This is a genomic window from Streptomyces sp. NPDC006339 (assembly GCF_040612775.1).
In the GTDB taxonomy this organism is placed as follows: Bacteria; Actinomycetota; Actinomycetes; order Streptomycetales; family Streptomycetaceae; genus Streptomyces.
This window is the reverse complement of record NZ_JBEXQW010000012.1, coordinates 52357-67334: the sequence shown is the minus strand read 5'-3', so window position 1 is coordinate 67334 and position 14978 is coordinate 52357. Positions and strand designations below refer to the sequence as shown.

12 protein-coding genes are annotated in these 14978 nt (G+C 74.2%); 6 read left to right on the top strand and 6 right to left on the bottom strand.

The window, feature by feature from the left end; all coding sequences use genetic code 11:
- The first annotated feature begins 186 nt into the window (after positions 1–186).
- The 4 genes from ABZ135_RS12145 to ABZ135_RS12130 are packed head-to-tail and all read left to right on the top strand — an operon-like array spanning position 187 to position 4974.
- Positions 187–1278 (top strand): DUF6457 domain-containing protein, encoded by a 1092-nt coding sequence (locus ABZ135_RS12145; RefSeq protein ID WP_356694551.1) that lies wholly within the window; start codon positions 187–189, stop codon positions 1276–1278.
- Entirely contained in the window at positions 1275–2831 is a 1557-nt protein-coding gene (locus tag ABZ135_RS12140; protein ID WP_356694549.1) for a molybdopterin molybdotransferase MoeA, read from the top strand. Before ABZ135_RS12145 ends, ABZ135_RS12140 begins: the two co-directional genes overlap by 4 nt.
- Positions 2828–3913 (top strand): potassium channel family protein, encoded by a 1086-nt coding sequence (locus tag ABZ135_RS12135; RefSeq protein ID WP_356694547.1) that lies wholly within the window; start codon positions 2828–2830, stop codon positions 3911–3913. The genes ABZ135_RS12140 and ABZ135_RS12135 overlap by 4 nt, the downstream gene beginning before the upstream one ends.
- A gap of 53 nt (positions 3914–3966) precedes the next feature.
- Positions 3967–4974, top strand: coding sequence for an NAD(P)H-quinone oxidoreductase (locus tag ABZ135_RS12130; protein WP_356694546.1), 1008 nt, complete (start codon positions 3967–3969; stop codon positions 4972–4974).
- A 142-nt stretch (positions 4975–5116) separates the two neighbouring features.
- Here ABZ135_RS12130 and ABZ135_RS12125 read toward each other — a convergent pair whose 3' ends face one another.
- The 5 genes from ABZ135_RS12125 to ABZ135_RS12105 all read right to left on the bottom strand — a co-directional run bounded on the left by ABZ135_RS12125 (position 5117) and on the right by ABZ135_RS12105 (position 10593).
- The gene (locus ABZ135_RS12125; protein ID WP_356694544.1) at positions 5117–5671 is read right to left on the bottom strand and encodes a bacterial proteasome activator family protein; all 555 of its coding nucleotides are present in this window, start codon (positions 5669–5671) and stop codon (positions 5117–5119) included.
- 125 nt (positions 5672–5796) lie between these two features.
- A complete protein-coding gene (locus tag ABZ135_RS12120; RefSeq protein ID WP_356694542.1) occupies positions 5797–8664 on the bottom strand; it encodes an ABC transporter permease in 2868 nt (955 codons plus the stop codon).
- Entirely contained in the window at positions 8661–9398 is a 738-nt protein-coding gene (locus ABZ135_RS12115; protein ID WP_356694540.1) for an ABC transporter ATP-binding protein, read from the bottom strand. Before ABZ135_RS12115 ends, ABZ135_RS12120 begins: the two co-directional genes overlap by 4 nt.
- A 244-nt stretch (positions 9399–9642) precedes the next feature.
- Complete coding sequence (locus ABZ135_RS12110; protein WP_356694538.1) at positions 9643–10296, bottom strand: PadR family transcriptional regulator; 654 nt, start codon at positions 10294–10296, stop codon at positions 9643–9645.
- Positions 10297–10392: 96 nt separating this feature from the next.
- Positions 10393–10593: a hypothetical protein gene (locus tag ABZ135_RS12105; protein WP_356694536.1), complete on the bottom strand. Its 201-nt coding sequence runs from the start codon at positions 10591–10593 to the stop codon at positions 10393–10395.
- A 40-nt stretch (positions 10594–10633) separates the two neighbouring features.
- On the opposite strand from ABZ135_RS12105, the gene ABZ135_RS12100 reads away from it, so the two are divergent.
- Entirely contained in the window at positions 10634–11239 is a 606-nt protein-coding gene (locus ABZ135_RS12100) for a hypothetical protein (protein ID WP_356694534.1), read from the top strand.
- 125 nt (positions 11240–11364) lie between these two features.
- Here ABZ135_RS12100 and ABZ135_RS12095 read toward each other — a convergent pair whose 3' ends face one another.
- Entirely contained in the window at positions 11365–13002 is a 1638-nt protein-coding gene (locus ABZ135_RS12095) for a protein kinase (protein WP_356694532.1), read from the bottom strand.
- Between the two features lie 288 nt (positions 13003–13290).
- Between ABZ135_RS12095 and ABZ135_RS12090 the strand changes: the two genes are divergently transcribed.
- Positions 13291–14976, top strand: a complete 1686-nt coding sequence (locus ABZ135_RS12090; RefSeq protein WP_356694530.1) for a protein kinase — start codon at positions 13291–13293, stop codon at positions 14974–14976.
- Positions 14977–14978 lie beyond the last annotated feature (2 nt).

Here is a 14978-nt window from a genome sequence, read left to right as displayed (position 1 = left end):
CGGCGGAACTCCGCCGGGGCGTACGCCGGCCGGGGCACGGGGCCCCGGCGGCACCCGGCGGTCTCGTCCGGGACCCAACCCCACGCCGGGTCCCGGACACGTTCGGTCCGTCGGGCGGCCGTCTCCCTCCGTGAGACGGGCCGCCCGGCTGCGTTCCCCGGGGCGGCGACGGACCATACTGCTGGGATGACGACCGCGTACGACGCCCTCGTGCTCGCCGGCGGCGCCGCCCGGCGCCTCGGCGGAGCGGACAAGCCCGCGGTACGGGTCGGGGGCCGCCCCCTGCTCGACCGGGTCCTCGCGGGCTGCCGCGACGCCCGCCGCACCGTCGTCGTCGCCGATCCCCGACCCACCGCCCGCCCCGTCGAGTGGACCCGCGAGTCCCCACCCGGCGGCGGCCCCGTCGCCGCGCTCGCGGCGGGCCTGCGCCACCTCGCCGAGCCGCCGGCCGCGGCCACCGCCCACCCGGGCGAGGCGGGGGACGGCGCTCGCCCCGGCGAGGCCGGGGCTTCCACCGATCCTGACGCGGCCGGGGGCGTGGTCCGCCCCGGCGAGGCCCGAGCCTCGACCCACGCCGACGCGGCCCGGGATGTCGCCCGGCGCGGCGCCGTCGGGAACGTCGCACACTCTGGCCCGGCCCGGGACTCCGCCCACCCCGACGCCGCCGGGGACATCGTGCTCGTGCTCTCCGCCGACCTGCCGTTCTTCGACGACAGGGCCGCGCGGCGGCTCGTGGAGGCGTTGGTGGCGGTGCCCGAGGCCGAGGGGGCCGTCAGCGTGGACTCCGGAGGGCGGGAGCAGCCGTTGGTCGCCGCGTATCGGGTCGGGGCGCTGTGGCGGGAGGTCGGGCGGCTCGTCGGGGAGCGGGGCGGGGTGGAGGGGGCTCCGCTGCGGACGGTGACGGCGGGGCTGCGGCTCGTTCCGGTGGCCGCGGTGGGGGATGTCGACGTGTCGTTCGACTGCGACACCTGGGAGGACATCGCCACGGCCCGGTCGCGGATCAGGGAGCATGGGAACGTGTTGGATGAATGGATCACCGCAGTCAAGGACGAACTGGGCATCGACCTGGACGTCGACACCGCCCTGCTGCTCGATCTGGCCCGGGACGCCGCGCACGGTGTCGCGCGGCCCGCGGCGCCGCTGACCACGTTCCTGGTCGGGTACGCGGCGGCGAAGGCGGCCGGGACGGACGGCGGTGCCGAGGCCGTCGCGGAGGCCGCCGCCAAGGCCGCCGCGCTCGCCCAGCGCTGGGCCGCCGAGCAGGACGAGGCCGGATGACCAGGCAGGAGCCCGTACCCGACGACGGCGTGGACGACGCCCTCGCCCTCGTCGGCCGGAGCGGTGGCGGCCGCGCGTCCCACGAACCCCACCGTGCCACTCCCTGGCCCGAGGCCCGGGCCGTCGCCGCGCGGGCCGGGGCCACGGCCGCGGCCGCCCGGCCACCCGAGCCGGTCCCGCTCGCGCGGGCGCTCGGCCGGGTGCTGGCCGAACCGCTGCACGCCCTCACCGACCTGCCCTCCTTCGACACCTCCGCCATGGACGGCTGGGCCGTCGCCGGCCCCGGCCCCTGGCGGATCGACCCCGACGGAGCCGTCCTCGCCGGCCACGTCGCCGCCTCCGAGCTCGCCGACGGCGACGCCGTACGCATCGCCACCGGCGCCCGGGTGCCGTCCGGGGCGACCGCCGTCATCCGCAGCGAGCACGCCCACGCCGACCCCGCCGGCCGGCTGCACGCCCGGCGGGAGGTCGTCCCCGGGCAGGACATCCGGCCCCGCGGCCAGGAGTGCCGCTCCGGCGACCGACTGCTGCCCGCCGGGAGCACCGTCACGCCCGCCGTGCTCGGGCTCGCCGCCGCGGCCGGATACGACGAGCTGACCGTGCACCCGTGTCCTCGGGTGGAGGTGCTCGTCCTCGGCGACGAACTGCTGGCCTCGGGGCTCCCGCACGAGGGCCTGATCCGTGACGCCCTCGGCCCCCTGCTCGGCCCCTGGTTGCGGGCGCTCGGCGCCGAGGTCCTCGGGACCCGCCGGATCGGGGACGACGCGGAGGCGCTGTACGCGGCCGTCACCGGTTCCGCCGCCGATGTGGTCGTCACCACCGGCGGTACGGCCGCCGGGCCGGTCGACCACGTGCATCCGGTGCTCGCCAAGGCGGGCGCCCGGCTGCTCGTGGACGGGGTGAAGGTCCGCCCCGGCCACCCCATGCTCCTCGCCGAATTCGACGCCCCCGACGCCCCGAGCACCCCCGGCGCTCCCCCCAGCACCCCGAGCACCCCCGGCGCTCCCAGCGCCCCCCACACCCCCACCACCCCCGACACCCAGACGGCCCCGCCCCGCCGCCCACGGCATCTCGTCGGGCTGCCCGGCAACCCCCTGGCCGCCGTCTCCGGGCTGCTCACGCTCGCCGAGCCGCTGCTGCGCACCCTCGGCGGAGGGGCGGCCCCCGTCCCGTACCGCGTGGTGGTGCGCGAGGAGATCCAGGGGCATCCGCACGACACCCGGCTCGTCCCCGTCGTCCGGCGCGGAGACGAGGCGGTGCCGCTGCACTACAACGGACCGGCGATGCTCCGCGGCATCGCCGTCGCCGACGGCATGGCCGTGGTCCCGCCCGGGGGCGCTCGGCTCGGCCGGTCGCTGGACGTCCTCGGCCTTCCCTGGCCGGCCACCGCCGAGCAGGAGCCCCCGGCGCGGCAGCCGCCTCGGACCGACCCGGCGCCCCACGCCGACCCCGTAGGTCCGGCCGGACCCGCGGACCAGGTGCGTCCGGCGCACCGGATGCACCAGGCCGGCCCGGTCGACCAGGGCGAGGACGAAGGAGTGTGTTTCACGTGAAACTGCCCAGCCGTGACGTGATGGCCCGGCAGGCGGACGAGAAGGTGACGGCCTCCCGGGTCCGGCTGCCGGGGCGGGTCGTCGAGAACCCGCTGCGCCAGGTGGCCAAACGCCTGCTGATGGCCCTGGGCGTGATGGTCGCGACCGTCCTCCTCGTCTACGTGGACCGGGACGGCTACCACGACAACGCCAACGAGACGCTCGACTTCCTGGACTGCGTCTACTACGCGACCGTCACCCTCTCCACCACCGGCTACGGCGACATCGTCCCGCACAGCGACTCGGCCCGGCTGGTGAACGTCCTGCTGATCACCCCGCTGCGCGTCCTGTTCCTGATCATCCTGGTCGGCACCACCCTCGAGGTCCTCACGGAGCGCACCCGGGAGGAATTCCGACTCAACCGCTGGAGGTCCACCTTGCGCGACCACACCGTCATCGTCGGCTTCGGAACCAAGGGGCGCTCGGCGATCCAGACGCTGTGCGCGACCGGGCTGCGCAAGGACCAGATCGTCATCGTCGATCCCTCCAGCAAGGTGATCGAGGCGGCCAACTCCGACGGCTTCGTCGGTGTCATCGGTGACGCGACCCGCAGCGATGTGCTGCTGCGGGCCGAGGTCCAGAAGGCCCGTCAGATCGTCATCGCCACCCAGCGCGACGACACCGCCGTCCTCGTCACCCTGACGGCCCGCCAGCTCAACCGCGGCGCGAAGATCGTCGCCGCGGTCCGCGAGGAGGAGAACGCGCCGCTGCTGAAGCAGTCCGGCGCCGACGCCGTGATCACCAGCGCCAGCGCGGCCGGCCGGCTGCTCGGCCTCTCGGTGCTCAGCCCGAGCGCGGGCACGGTGATGGAGGACCTCATCCAGCAGGGCTCCGGCCTCGACCTCGTCGAACGCCCGGTGACCAAGGCCGAGGCGGGCCGCAGCGTGCGGGAGACCGACGACCTGGTGGTGAGCGTGCTGCGCGGCCACCGCCTGCTCAGTTACGACGATCCGGCCGCCAGTCCGCTCCAGTTGACCGACCGGGTGATCACCATCGTCCGCGCCGCGCCCGTCGCCCCGCTCACCACGCCCACGCACGACTAGGCACGGCCCGGAGGCACGCCCGCGGCACCCGGCACCGGAGTAGCCTCGCCGACATGCATGCGATCACGATTCCCGAACCCGGCGGGCCCGAGGCGCTGGTCTGGGCCGAGGTGCCCGACCCCGTCCCCGCCGAGGGCGAGGTTCTCGTCGAGGTGGTGGCGAGCGCCGTCAACCGTGCCGATCTGCTCCAGCGCCAGGGCTTCTACGACCCGCCGCCGGGCAGCTCCCCGTACCCCGGCCTGGAGTGTTCGGGCCGGATCGTCGCGCTCGGCCCGGGCGTCTCGGGCTGGTCCGTCGGCGACGAGGTGTGCGCGCTGCTGGTCGGCGGCGGTTACGCGCAGAAGGTCGCCGTCCCGGTGGGCCAGTTGCTGCCCCGGCCGGAGGGCGTCGACCTGGTGACGGCCGCGGCGCTGCCCGAGGTGGCCTGCACGGTGTGGTCCAACGTCTTCATGCTGGCGCACCTGCGGCCGGGCGAGACGCTGCTCGTGCACGGCGGCGGGAGCGGCATCGGCACCATGGCGATCCAGTTGGCCAAGGCGGTCGGCGCGCGGGTGGCGGTCACGGCCGGCGGGCCCGAGAAGCTGGCCCGCTGCGCCGAGCTGGGCGCCGACATCCTCATCGACTACCGCGAACAGGACTTCGTCGAGGAGCTCCACAAGGCGACGGACGGGGCCGGGGCGGACGTCATCCTCGACATCGTCGGCGCCAAGTACCTGGACCGGAACATCAAGGCCCTCGCCGTCAGCGGCCGTCTGGTCGTGATCGGCCTCCAGGGCGGCGTCAAGGGCGAGTTGAACCTGGGTGCCCTGATGGCCAAGCGGGCCGCCGTGCTCGCCACCACGCTGCGCTCGCGCCCGCTGAACGAGAAGGCGGCGGTGGTCGCCGCGGTCCGCGAGCACGTGTGGCCGCTGATCGGCGCGGGCACGGTCAAGCCGGTCGTGGACCGCACGGTGGCGATGACGGACGCCGTCGAGGCCCACCGGGCCGTCGAAGCGAGCGGCCACGTCGGCAAGGTGCTGCTCCTGGCGCCCCAGGCACCGCACCACGACCAGCCCCGCTGACCCGGCCGCCGTACACGACCAGCCCCGCTGACCCGGGCGCGGCCCCGTCCCCCCCCACGCCCCCGAGCACGACGAAGGCCCGGCGCCCGCGGCAGCCACAGCCGCCGCGGGTGCCGGGCCTTCGCCCCACCGGTCTCCCGGTCTACAGATACGGCCCCGAGCCGACCGCGCGGCCGCGGCCGGGGCCCTGGTCGTCGTCATCGTCGTGAGAGGCGACGCCCGGCGGCAGGGCGCGGCGCATCTGCTCCAACTGGGCACGGGCCGCCATCTGCTGGGCGAACAGCGCCGTCTGGATGCCGTGGAAGAGGCCCTCGAGCCAGCCCACCAACTGGGCCTGCGCGATGCGCAGTTCCGCCTCGGAGGGAATGGCCTCGTCGGTGAACGGCAGGGAGAGCCGCTCCAGTTCCTCCACCAGCTCCGGGGCGAGCCCGTCCTCCAGCTCCTTCACCGAGCTGGCGTGGATCTCCTTGAGCCGTACGCGGCTGGCCTCGTCGAGAGGTGCCGCCCTGACCTCCTCCAGAAGCTGCTTGATCATGCTGCCGATGCGCATGACCTTCGCAGGCTGCTCGACCATTTCCGTCACCGGGACCTCGCGGGATTCGTCGTCACCCTGAGTGCCGCCGAGCGCCATCCCGTCCTGGCCCACGATGAGGACCTGGGGGCTCTCCTGCGACCTGTCATTCCTCGGCATCTCCATGCCGCCATTCTCTCGCACGCGTGCTTTCCCAGACGGTGTGCCCCTGGACGAGGGTGATCCACCCTCGTCCAGGGGCACAGCACGGCAACGAACCGCTCCGTACGGTCAGGAAGAGCCGGTACGGGTCAGTGCGCGGCGCGGCGGGCCAGGGCCCCGCGCGAGCGGGTCACCAGGGCCGCCAGCAGGGCGGCGCCGAGGGGCACGGCCACGAGGAGGGCGCCCAGCGTCTCCCAGGGGACGACGATCGGCACGTACGGCGGGTTCTCGTTGCCGCCCCAGCCGTTGTCGAGGGCCTCCTGGTAGAAGCGGATCTGCTCGCGCTCCTCGGTGAGCCGCAGCCCGATCGCCGGCAGGACACCGGCCGCCGAGCCGAGGACCACGCCCATCGCCGCGACCACACCGCACTGGAAGCCGCTCAGGGTGCGGCGGACCCGGGGCGGGGCACCGACCGCGGCGAGGGTCTTGAGGTCGGCCTCGGCGTCGGCCTGGGCGAGACCGGTGGCGATGCCTGCCGCGCCGATGGTGACCAGGCCGGCGAAGAGGGTGAGGGTCAGCAGCACGATGCTGTTGTCGCTGACGAACCCCTCCTCGATGGTCAGGTTGACGGTGCCGCCGAGCTTGGCGATCTCGGAGTCGAGCTTCTGCCGCTGCTCGGTGCTGGGCAGGTGATCGGTGGTGTAGAACGCGCCGAGGGGGGCCGTGGTGAGCCCGGCCGCCTTGGCCGTCGCGGGGCTGATCACGCCCCGTACACCGTAGCTGCGCGTGACGTCCCGTACCTGATAGGCGGTGAAGGACTTCACCTCGCCGGGCACCGGCTTGCGCTGCTCGGCGGCCTTGTTCGCGGCGTCCACGTCGGTGATCAGCTTCACGCCGACCTTGCCCGTCCTGTCGACCTGGGTGCGGGAGAAGCTCACGTACTTCCCGTCGGCGAGGGCCCGGGCGGCGCCGGGGTCGTCGACGCCGAGGACGGTGAGCAGCGAGGCGTCGGCGACGAGGATGCCGTCCGGGAGCGGAAGGAAGCCGCTGCTCGGGTCGGACTGGCAGCGCCAGTCCTTGGCGAGGGCGCGCCGCTGCTCCTTGGTGAACTTCTCGGAGGGGTCGGAGCCGTCGGGGGTGGGGGCCCACAGGGGGCACTCGTTGGCCGGCGGGATGACGATGTCCGAGCGTCCGCAGCCGGCTCCTTCGCCCCAGGGCGCGCAGCTCGCCTTGCCGACGGCGATCCGGGAGACGTCGGCGCGCAGGTCGACGGGCAGGGTGCGCTGTACGGCCTCGCGGGCCGGTGCGGCGTCCCGGCCGCCCTCCTCGGGGGCGAGGACGGCGACGGCGCCGTAGGGCAGGCTGGCCTCGTAGCCGGCCCGGTCCTGGGCGTCCCGGCTCACGGCGTACGTGGAGACGGCGACGGTGCCGGCGACGGCGGCCAGGACGGCGGCGACGGCGGGTGCCGTACGCCCCCGGTTGCGCACGGCGTCGCGCAGGGCGAGGCGCGGCGAGAGCGGCAGCCAGCGGCCGGTGCGGCCGAAGAGCCCGACCAGGGCGGGGGTCATGGCGACCACGCCCAGCTCGGCGATCGCGGAGCCGCCCGCGACGATGACGAACTGGTCGCTGACGACCGAGCCGTACAGGGCGATGACGCCGCCCAGCAGGACGGCGCCGAGGCCGACCAGGGGCAGCACGCGGCTGCTGCGGCGGACCCCGCGGCGGCCGGTGAGCGAGGCGAGGACGGTCTGCCGGGAGGCGGTGACGGCCGGCACGATCGCGGCGAGCAGGCCGGTGAGGACGGCGATCGCGGCGATGGCGAGCAGTTCCGCCGGACGGACGGTGAAGCCGCCGAACCGCCGGCCCATGTACTCCTCGAGGAGCGGCCGGAGGGCGAAGGTCAGGATCAGCGCGAGGACCGTGCCGACCACGGCCGCGGCGGCGCCGATGACGAGGCCGCCGCTCAGCACGATGGCCCGGATGTGGCTGCGGTCACCGCCGTTGGCGCCGACCAGACCCAACTGGCGGCGGGAGCGGCGGGCGCCGACGGCGAAGGCGGGGCCGGCGAGCAGGCAGATCTCCAGCATCGCCAGGCCGACCACCGTGCCCACGGCGGCGAGCGCGGCGGCGTCGGCGGCCCCGCTGGTCTCGTAGGAGCCCCAGCCCTCCTTCTGGAAGAGCGGCACCTCGGAATCGGCGGGCGGGTCGAGGATGACGGCACGGGAGGTGACCACGACGCCCTTGGCGTTGATCGCCTGGACCGTGTTCCACGTGAAACCACCGGGCTTCTTCACCAGATACGAGAGGGAGACGTCGGGCTTCTGCATCCCGGCCTTCTCGACGGCCTTGGCGTACGGCGCGAGGAAGGCGCCGGGCAGGGCGTTGACCTGCTCCGCGGTGAGGTCGCTGGGCAGCTCGTACTCGCCGCTGATCACATAGGTGCGGTCGAAGCCGCGGGCGGTGACGGTCGAGCCGATCGACAGGCCGCTGCTCTCCAGGAACCGGGTGGTCGCCGCGATCTCGTCGTTCTTCTCGGGGAAGCGGCCCTCGCGCAGCCGCATGATGCCCCGGGCGACGGAGTCGGCGGCCTTCAGTTCACGGACGTCGGCCCGGAGCAGGCCGTGCGCGGTGGTCAGCTTGGCGCTGCCGGTGCTGTCGGTGAGCACCGTCGAGCCGGCCGGGACGGCCTTGGTGACGTCGGTGTCGCCCTCGGGCCAGGGCTTGTCCGGGGAGTCGAGGCCCGCGGCCGGTACGTACTGCTCGCCCTTGGGGTCCTGGAGCAGGGGTGCTCCGCCGACGTGCGCGTCGATGAGACGGGCGTCGGCGGCGCCTATGGTGCGCTCGAGCTGCTGCGCGGCGGTGAGTTCGGAGCTGCGGAAGGTCAGGTCGAAGGCGCTCACACCGAGGATCGGCAGGGCGATCATGGCGAGGACGAGGAAGCTGCGGCCCTTGGAGCGCCAGGCGTCACGACGGGCGATGCGGACCGCGGCCCGCCAGGAGTGGAACCAGGCCGTCACCGCTGGGCCGCCCGGCCGGTCAGGAGCGAGTCGGCGTCGCTGCGTACGGTCTGGTCGACGACGGCGCCGTCCCGCAGGAACACGACGCGGTCGGCCCAGGCGGCGAACCGCGGCTCGTGGGTGACCAGGATGCCGGCGGCGCCGGCGTCGCAGCGGGAGCGCAGCAGGGCGAGCACGGACTCGCCGGTCTCGGAGTCGAGGGCGCCGGTGGGCTCGTCGGCGAGGACGAGCCGGCGGTCGCCGACGAGGGCGCGGGCGATGGCCACGCGCTGCTGCTGGCCGCCGGACATCTCGTCGGGGAACCGGTCGGCGAGGTGGCCGAGGTCCATCTCGGCGAGGGCGGCGAGGGCCTCGGTGCGGGCCTTGCGGGCGGAGACGCCGTCCAGTTCGCGCGGCAGGGCCACGTTCTCGGCGGCGGTGAGGGCCGGGATGAGGTTGTAGTCCTGGAAGACGTAGCCGATGCTGCGGCGGCGCAGGGCAGCGAGTTCCTTGCGGCCCGCGGTGGTGATGTCGGTGCCCTCGACGACGACCCGGCCGGAGGTGGGGGTGTCGAGACCGCCGGCGATGGTGAGCAGGGTCGACTTGCCGGAGCCGGACGGGCCCATGACGGCGACGAGTTCGCCGGGGTGGACGTCGAGGTCGATGCCGCGCAGGGCGTGGACCTCGGTGGCGCCCGAGCCGTGGACACGGGTCAGGTTCTGCAGACGCAGCACGGGCTGCTGCTGTGTGGACATGGTTCCCCCTCGGGCGTACGCCGGCGAACGGTCGGGTGACGGCCGGGTGTCCGAACGGCCGGGTTCCGAACGGCCTGGTGTCCGAACGACGTGGGCCGGATGGCCGGTGTGTCGGACGACCGGTGGGTCGGACGGATGGCGGGTCGGACGGCCGTGTGTCGACACGGCCGCGCCCCGGACGGCCGTGGGCGGCGCCGTGCGTACGGTATGGGTCTGGTGGGTGATGGAAGGCGGGACGTCGGCGTCAGCGCCGCGTCCGCCGGGCGGACGTCACGGGCGGTGGCGCCGTGGCCTCCGTGGCCTCCGCGAGCTCCGTGCCCTCCGCGGCTGCGGCGGTCACGGCGGTCGCGGCGGTCGCCGAGAGCCGGATCAGACGGGACTCGCAGTGGTCGAGCCAGCGCGCCTCCGCCTCGGTCTGGAAGATCAACTGCTCCAGGACGAGCAGCCAGGCGACCTCGTCGCGCTCCCGGGCCCCGCTCTTCTCGACGGCGGTGATCGCCTGCGCCTTGAGCCGGGTGTAGTCCTGCATCGCCTTCACGGTGTGCCGGCGCTGGGACTGGATGACGTCACGGATGTCGACCCCGGACGCCCCGACGGCCATGGCCAGCTTGATGGCCAGCTCGTCGCGGGCCGGACTGGTGCGGTCGACGGGGTTCTCGAACCAGCTCCGCAGCTCCGCGCGACCCCGGTCGGTGATCGCGTAGAGCGCGTGGCCGGCCTCGTCCTCGCCGTCCTGGACGACCATGCCGTCGCGTTCGAGGCGGCTGAGCGTCGTGTAGACCTGCCCCACGTTGAGCGGCCAGGTGGAGCCGGTGCGGGACTCGAACTCCGTACGGAGCTGCGAGCCGTAGCGCGGGCCGCGTTCGAGGAGGGCCAGAAGGCCGTGGCGGATGGACATACCGAGTATGTATACCGAGTAAGTCGCCGCCGACAAGCGTCCTGAGTCGGACCCCGGAGGTCCGACTCAAGGGGGACCTGGCGCGGCGCGCGGCGCTCAGCGGCGCCGCATCCGCACCCCGAGGAAGCCGATGCCGAGACCGACCAGAGCGAGTCCCACGCCCAGCGTGAGCACGGGAATCCGCCGGTCGGAGAGGTCCACGGCGGCTCCGTGGCCACCCCGTGGGGCCGCCTCGGGCACACCCGCGGGCGAGGTCTCGGCGGCCGGGGCGTCCGTCTCCGGTACCGCTTCGACCACCTCCTCCGGCTCCGTCGCGGGCTCCTCCTCTGTTGCCGTTTTGATACGAGCGGGGTCCTGCGGGCTCGTCACGGACGGCGAGGCGGGGGCGTCGGGCGGCCTGCCGGGACGCTCCCGGCCCTCCCCCGCCGGCCGCCCCGCGAGCGAGGCCGAGCCGCTGGGCGCGGGCGCCGGGGCCGAGCCGGACGGCCCCGCCGGCCCCGACGGCCCGGGCGCGGCGGAGGAGGCGCCGGGGGACGCGGAGGAGGACGAGGACGGCGGCGAGGAGGGTGGGGACGCCGACGCGGCGGGGGCGTGCGGCGCGGGCGCCGGAGGCGCGGGGGAGCGGGTCGCGGACGCCGTGGCCGGACGGGAGGCGGCCGGGCCGGGGCGCGGAGCGGTGGTGGCGGGGGGCGGTGCGAAGGGGCGCCGCACGGCGGTCGTCGGCCGCGGTGCGCCGGCGCTCCTCGTGGCCGCGGGCGCCCCCTCGGGCCCGTACGCGACCGGCCCGTGCGCCCCCGCCCCGTACGCGACCGAGGCGTGCCCGGCCGTCCCGTACGCGGCCGGTCCGTGTACCCCCGCCGCGCAGGCGGGCGTCCCGAACGCCACCGAGGCGAGCGCGGCCACGGCCACCGCCGCGGGCCCCCGCGCGCGCGTGAGCGGGTGAGAACGTGGTCCTGGAGTCACCGGGTGACCCCCTCCCGTACCGAGCCGCCGAGTCGTTCGACTCAGCGTCACATGAGGGGACGGGCCCGGCATCCCGGACGACCCGGACGGGTCGTCCGGGGGACGCTACTGCTGCGGCGGGTTGCCCGTGGACACCTGGAAGGTGAACTCGGCGTCCTCGGGGGAGATGTCCGTGCCCTGGCGCGGGTACTGGGTGATGACCGTGCCCTGGCCGTAGGTGGCCTCGTCGATCGACGACTCGGCCGCGACCTTCCAGCCGGCCTTCTGGAGGCACTCCTTCACGGACTTGATGTTCTTGTACGTGAAGTTCGGGACCACGAACTTGTTCGGGTCCTTGCTCGACTCCTGCGGCTCCGTGCACTTCTTGGTCTCGATGACCTTGGTGAGGTCCGGACCCTTGTGGCCGGGCACGGTGGTCGTGGTCGGGTCGCCGCCCGCCGTGTCGCCGCCCTCCGGGGTCTTGTTCATGAGCGACACGGCCACGATCACGCCGATCACGGCGAGCAGGCCGACCGCCCCGATGAGGATCTTGTTCGTCCGGTTCGCGGACGAGCCGCCGCCACCGCCCGCGACGACCGGTGCGGCCTGCTGCTGCGGCACCGTGTACGGGCCGGGCGTGGGCATCGGGGCGGGGGTCTGGTAGACGGGCGAGGGGGGCGGGGTCGGCACCTGCTGCGGGTAGCCGTACGAGGGCGCCGGGGTCGGCGCGCCGTACGGGCCGGGCTGCGGGGTCGGCTGGTACGGCGTCTGGAGGCCGTGCGCGGACGGCGGGGGGGTCTGGCCGACCGGCGGGAAGACCGCCGAGCCGACGCCCGAGCCGCTGTTCACCGGACCGCCCGCGACGATCATCGGCGCACCGGTCTGGCCGGCGGAGAGCACCCGCAGGCACTCGTCGCGCATGGCGGCGGCGCTGGGGAAACGCTCGTTGGGGTTCTTCTTCAGGGCGCGGGCCACCAGGGCGTCCATCGCGGGCGTGACCGAGCGGTTCACGGAGGACGGCAGCGGCGGCTCCTCCTGGACGTGCGCGTACGCGATGGCGAGCGGCGAGTCCGCGTCGAACGGCAGACGCCCCGTCAGCAACTGGAAGAGCATGATGCCGACCGAGTACAGGTCGGAGCGGGCGTCCACGGCGCGGCCGAGGGCCTGCTCGGGCGACAGGTACTGCGGGGTGCCGACGACCATGCCGGTCTGGGTCATCGAGGTGACACCGGACTGCATGGCGCGGGCGATGCCGAAGTCCATGACCTTGACCACGCCGCGCTTGGTCATCATCACGTTGCCCGGCTTGATGTCCCGGTGGACCAGGCCCATCTCGTGGCTGGTCTCCAGGGCGGCGAGCACGTCGGCGGTGACCTTCAGCGCCTTGTCGGCCGGCATCGCGCCGAGGCTCTGGATGTCCGCGGCGAGCACCGAGCCGAGCGGCTGGCCCTCCACGTACTCCATGACGATGTACGGCATGACGGCGCCGTCGAGGGTGTCCTCGCCGGTGTCGAAGACCGAGACGATGTTCGTGTGCGACAACTTCGCAACAGCCTGCGCCTCGCGCCGGAACCGTTCGCGGAAGGACTGTTCGCGACCGAGTTCGGTGTGCAGCGTCTTGATGGCGACCTGGCGGTCGAGCGCGCTGTCGTACGCCAGGTACACCGACGCCATGCCGCCCTCGCCGAGAAGGTCGCGAAGCTGGTAGCGGCCGTTCGCGACCGAACCGCCCGCATAGCGGCCCTGTGCGCCGTCCTGGCTCATCTCGTGCTTCCCCCTACGCGCGCGTGGCGGCGCTGATCCGGAATTTCCTGGCCAAGTCTGCCCGAGGGCAGTGACACGTCAAGCCGGGCACCGGTTCGGTGCCCGATCCGTGACCCTCCGCGCAGATCGTGTCCCCGAACCGTGACAGGAACGGCATCGGATTTGCACAGGCGTATGTGCCGGGCGCCGCACGGCCGGTCCCTCACGGACGGTGACGCGGACCGTGATGTCGTACGGAGCCTGTAGCGTGACGACTGGAGACGGCACGAGAGACGACGGCGAGGACTGATGGCACCCGAATCCGGAGCAGGTGGCGGTGTGCCGGACGCTTCCGCCGAGTCGTGGGGCGTCGGCGGAGTCGTCGGCGACGGCCGTTACCGGCTGACCCACCGTCTGGGCCGCGGCGGCATGGCCGAGGTGTTCGCGGCCGAGGACGTGCGCCTGGGGCGCACGGTCGCCGTGAAACTGCTGCGCGCCGATCTCGCCGAGGACCCGGTCTCCAAGGCCCGCTTCACGCGCGAGGCGCAGTCGGTCGCCGGCCTCAACCACCACGCGATCGTGGCCGTCTACGACTCGGGCGAGGACCTGGTGAACGGCCAGTCCGTGCCGTACATCGTCATGGAGCTGGTCGAGGGCCGCACCATCCGCGACCTGCTGATCAGCGCCGAGGCGCCCGGTCCCGAGCAGGCGCTCATCATCGTCTCCGGCGTCCTGGAGGCGCTCGCCTACTCCCACCAGCACGGCATCGTGCACCGGGACATCAAGCCGGCGAACGTGATCATCACGCACTCCGGCGCCGTCAAGGTCATGGACTTCGGCATCGCGCGCGCCCTGCACGGCGCGCAGTCGACGATGACCCAGACCGGCATGGTCATGGGCACGCCGCAGTACCTCTCCCCCGAACAGGCGCTCGGCAAGGCCGTCGACCACCGCTCCGACCTGTACGCGACGGGCTGTCTGCTCTACGAACTCCTGGCCCTGCGGCCCCCCTTCACCGGGGAGACCCCGCTGTCCGTGGTCTACCAGCACGTCCAGGACACCCCCGTCCCGCCGTCCGACGTCGCCCAGGGGGCGCCGCCGGAGCTCGACGGCCTGGTCATGCGATCCCTCGCGAAGGACCCGGACGACCGGTTCCAGAGCGCCGAGGAGATGCGCGGCCTGGTCCAGTACGGGCTGCAGATGCTCCAGGAGCAGGGCGGCCACACCGGCATGTGGAACACCGGGCCGGTGGAGGCCCACGACGGCTTCCACACGCCGCCCGGCGGCGCGGCGGCGACGGCCGTCATGGGCCACCCGATGCACCACGACACCTCCCAGGGCCCGATCCTGCCGCCGGTGAACCCGGACGACGGCGGCTACGGCGGCTACGGGCAGGACGGCGGCTACGGCCCGCAGGGCGCGGGCGGCCACAAGGGCGGCCGCGGCAAGATGCTGCTGTTCGTGGCGCTCGCGCTGGTCGCGATGGTCGCGGGCGTGGTGTACGCGCTCGACAAGGCCGGCCAGAAGGGCGACGGCGGCAACACCAAGCCGCCGGCGGTCACCGACTCCCCGTCCACGACGAAGGAGACCCCGACCCCGTCCGAGGAGCCCTCGCAGGAGACCGGCAGCCCGGACTCGTCGACCGGCGGCGGCAACCAGCAGACCTACCCGCCGAAGACCCGGCCGCCGTACCGGCCGTCGACCGAGCCGACGCCGTCGACCGACCCGACGGGCACGACCGACGGCGGCACCGGCACCGAGGGTTCCACCGAGGGTTCGACCGAGGGCTCCACGGAAGGCTCCACCGAGGGCTCGACGGAGGGTTCCACGGAGGGTTCGAGCGACGGCGGTTCGACGGGCACGTCCACCGGGACCTCGACGGGCACCAGCACCGGCACCACCACGGGCACGTCCACCGGGACGTCGACGGGCACCAGCACCGGCACCACCACGGGCAGCGGCACGGGGACCGGCAGCGGCAACGGCACCGGCTGACC

Bases quoted from the DNA above. Each gene is read 5' to 3' on its own strand.
- ABZ135_RS12110 (WP_356694538.1), bottom strand. From the start codon at position 10,296: ATGTCCATCCGCCACGGCCTTCTGGCCCTCCTCGAACGCGGCCCGCGC.
- ABZ135_RS12140 (WP_356694549.1), top strand. From the start codon at position 1,275: ATGACCAGGCAGGAGCCCGTACCCGACGACGGCGTGGACGACGCCCTC.
- ABZ135_RS12125 (WP_356694544.1), bottom strand. From the start codon at position 5,671: ATGGAGATGCCGAGGAATGACAGGTCGCAGGAGAGCCCCCAGGTCCTC.
- ABZ135_RS12130 (WP_356694546.1), top strand. From the start codon at position 3,967: ATGCATGCGATCACGATTCCCGAACCCGGCGGGCCCGAGGCGCTGGTC.
- ABZ135_RS12115 (WP_356694540.1), bottom strand. From the start codon at position 9,398: ATGTCCACACAGCAGCAGCCCGTGCTGCGTCTGCAGAACCTGACCCGT.
- ABZ135_RS12145 (WP_356694551.1), top strand. From the start codon at position 187: ATGACGACCGCGTACGACGCCCTCGTGCTCGCCGGCGGCGCCGCCCGG.
- ABZ135_RS12090 (WP_356694530.1), top strand. From the start codon at position 13,291: ATGGCACCCGAATCCGGAGCAGGTGGCGGTGTGCCGGACGCTTCCGCC.
- ABZ135_RS12095 (WP_356694532.1), bottom strand. From the start codon at position 13,002: ATGAGCCAGGACGGCGCACAGGGCCGCTATGCGGGCGGTTCGGTCGCG.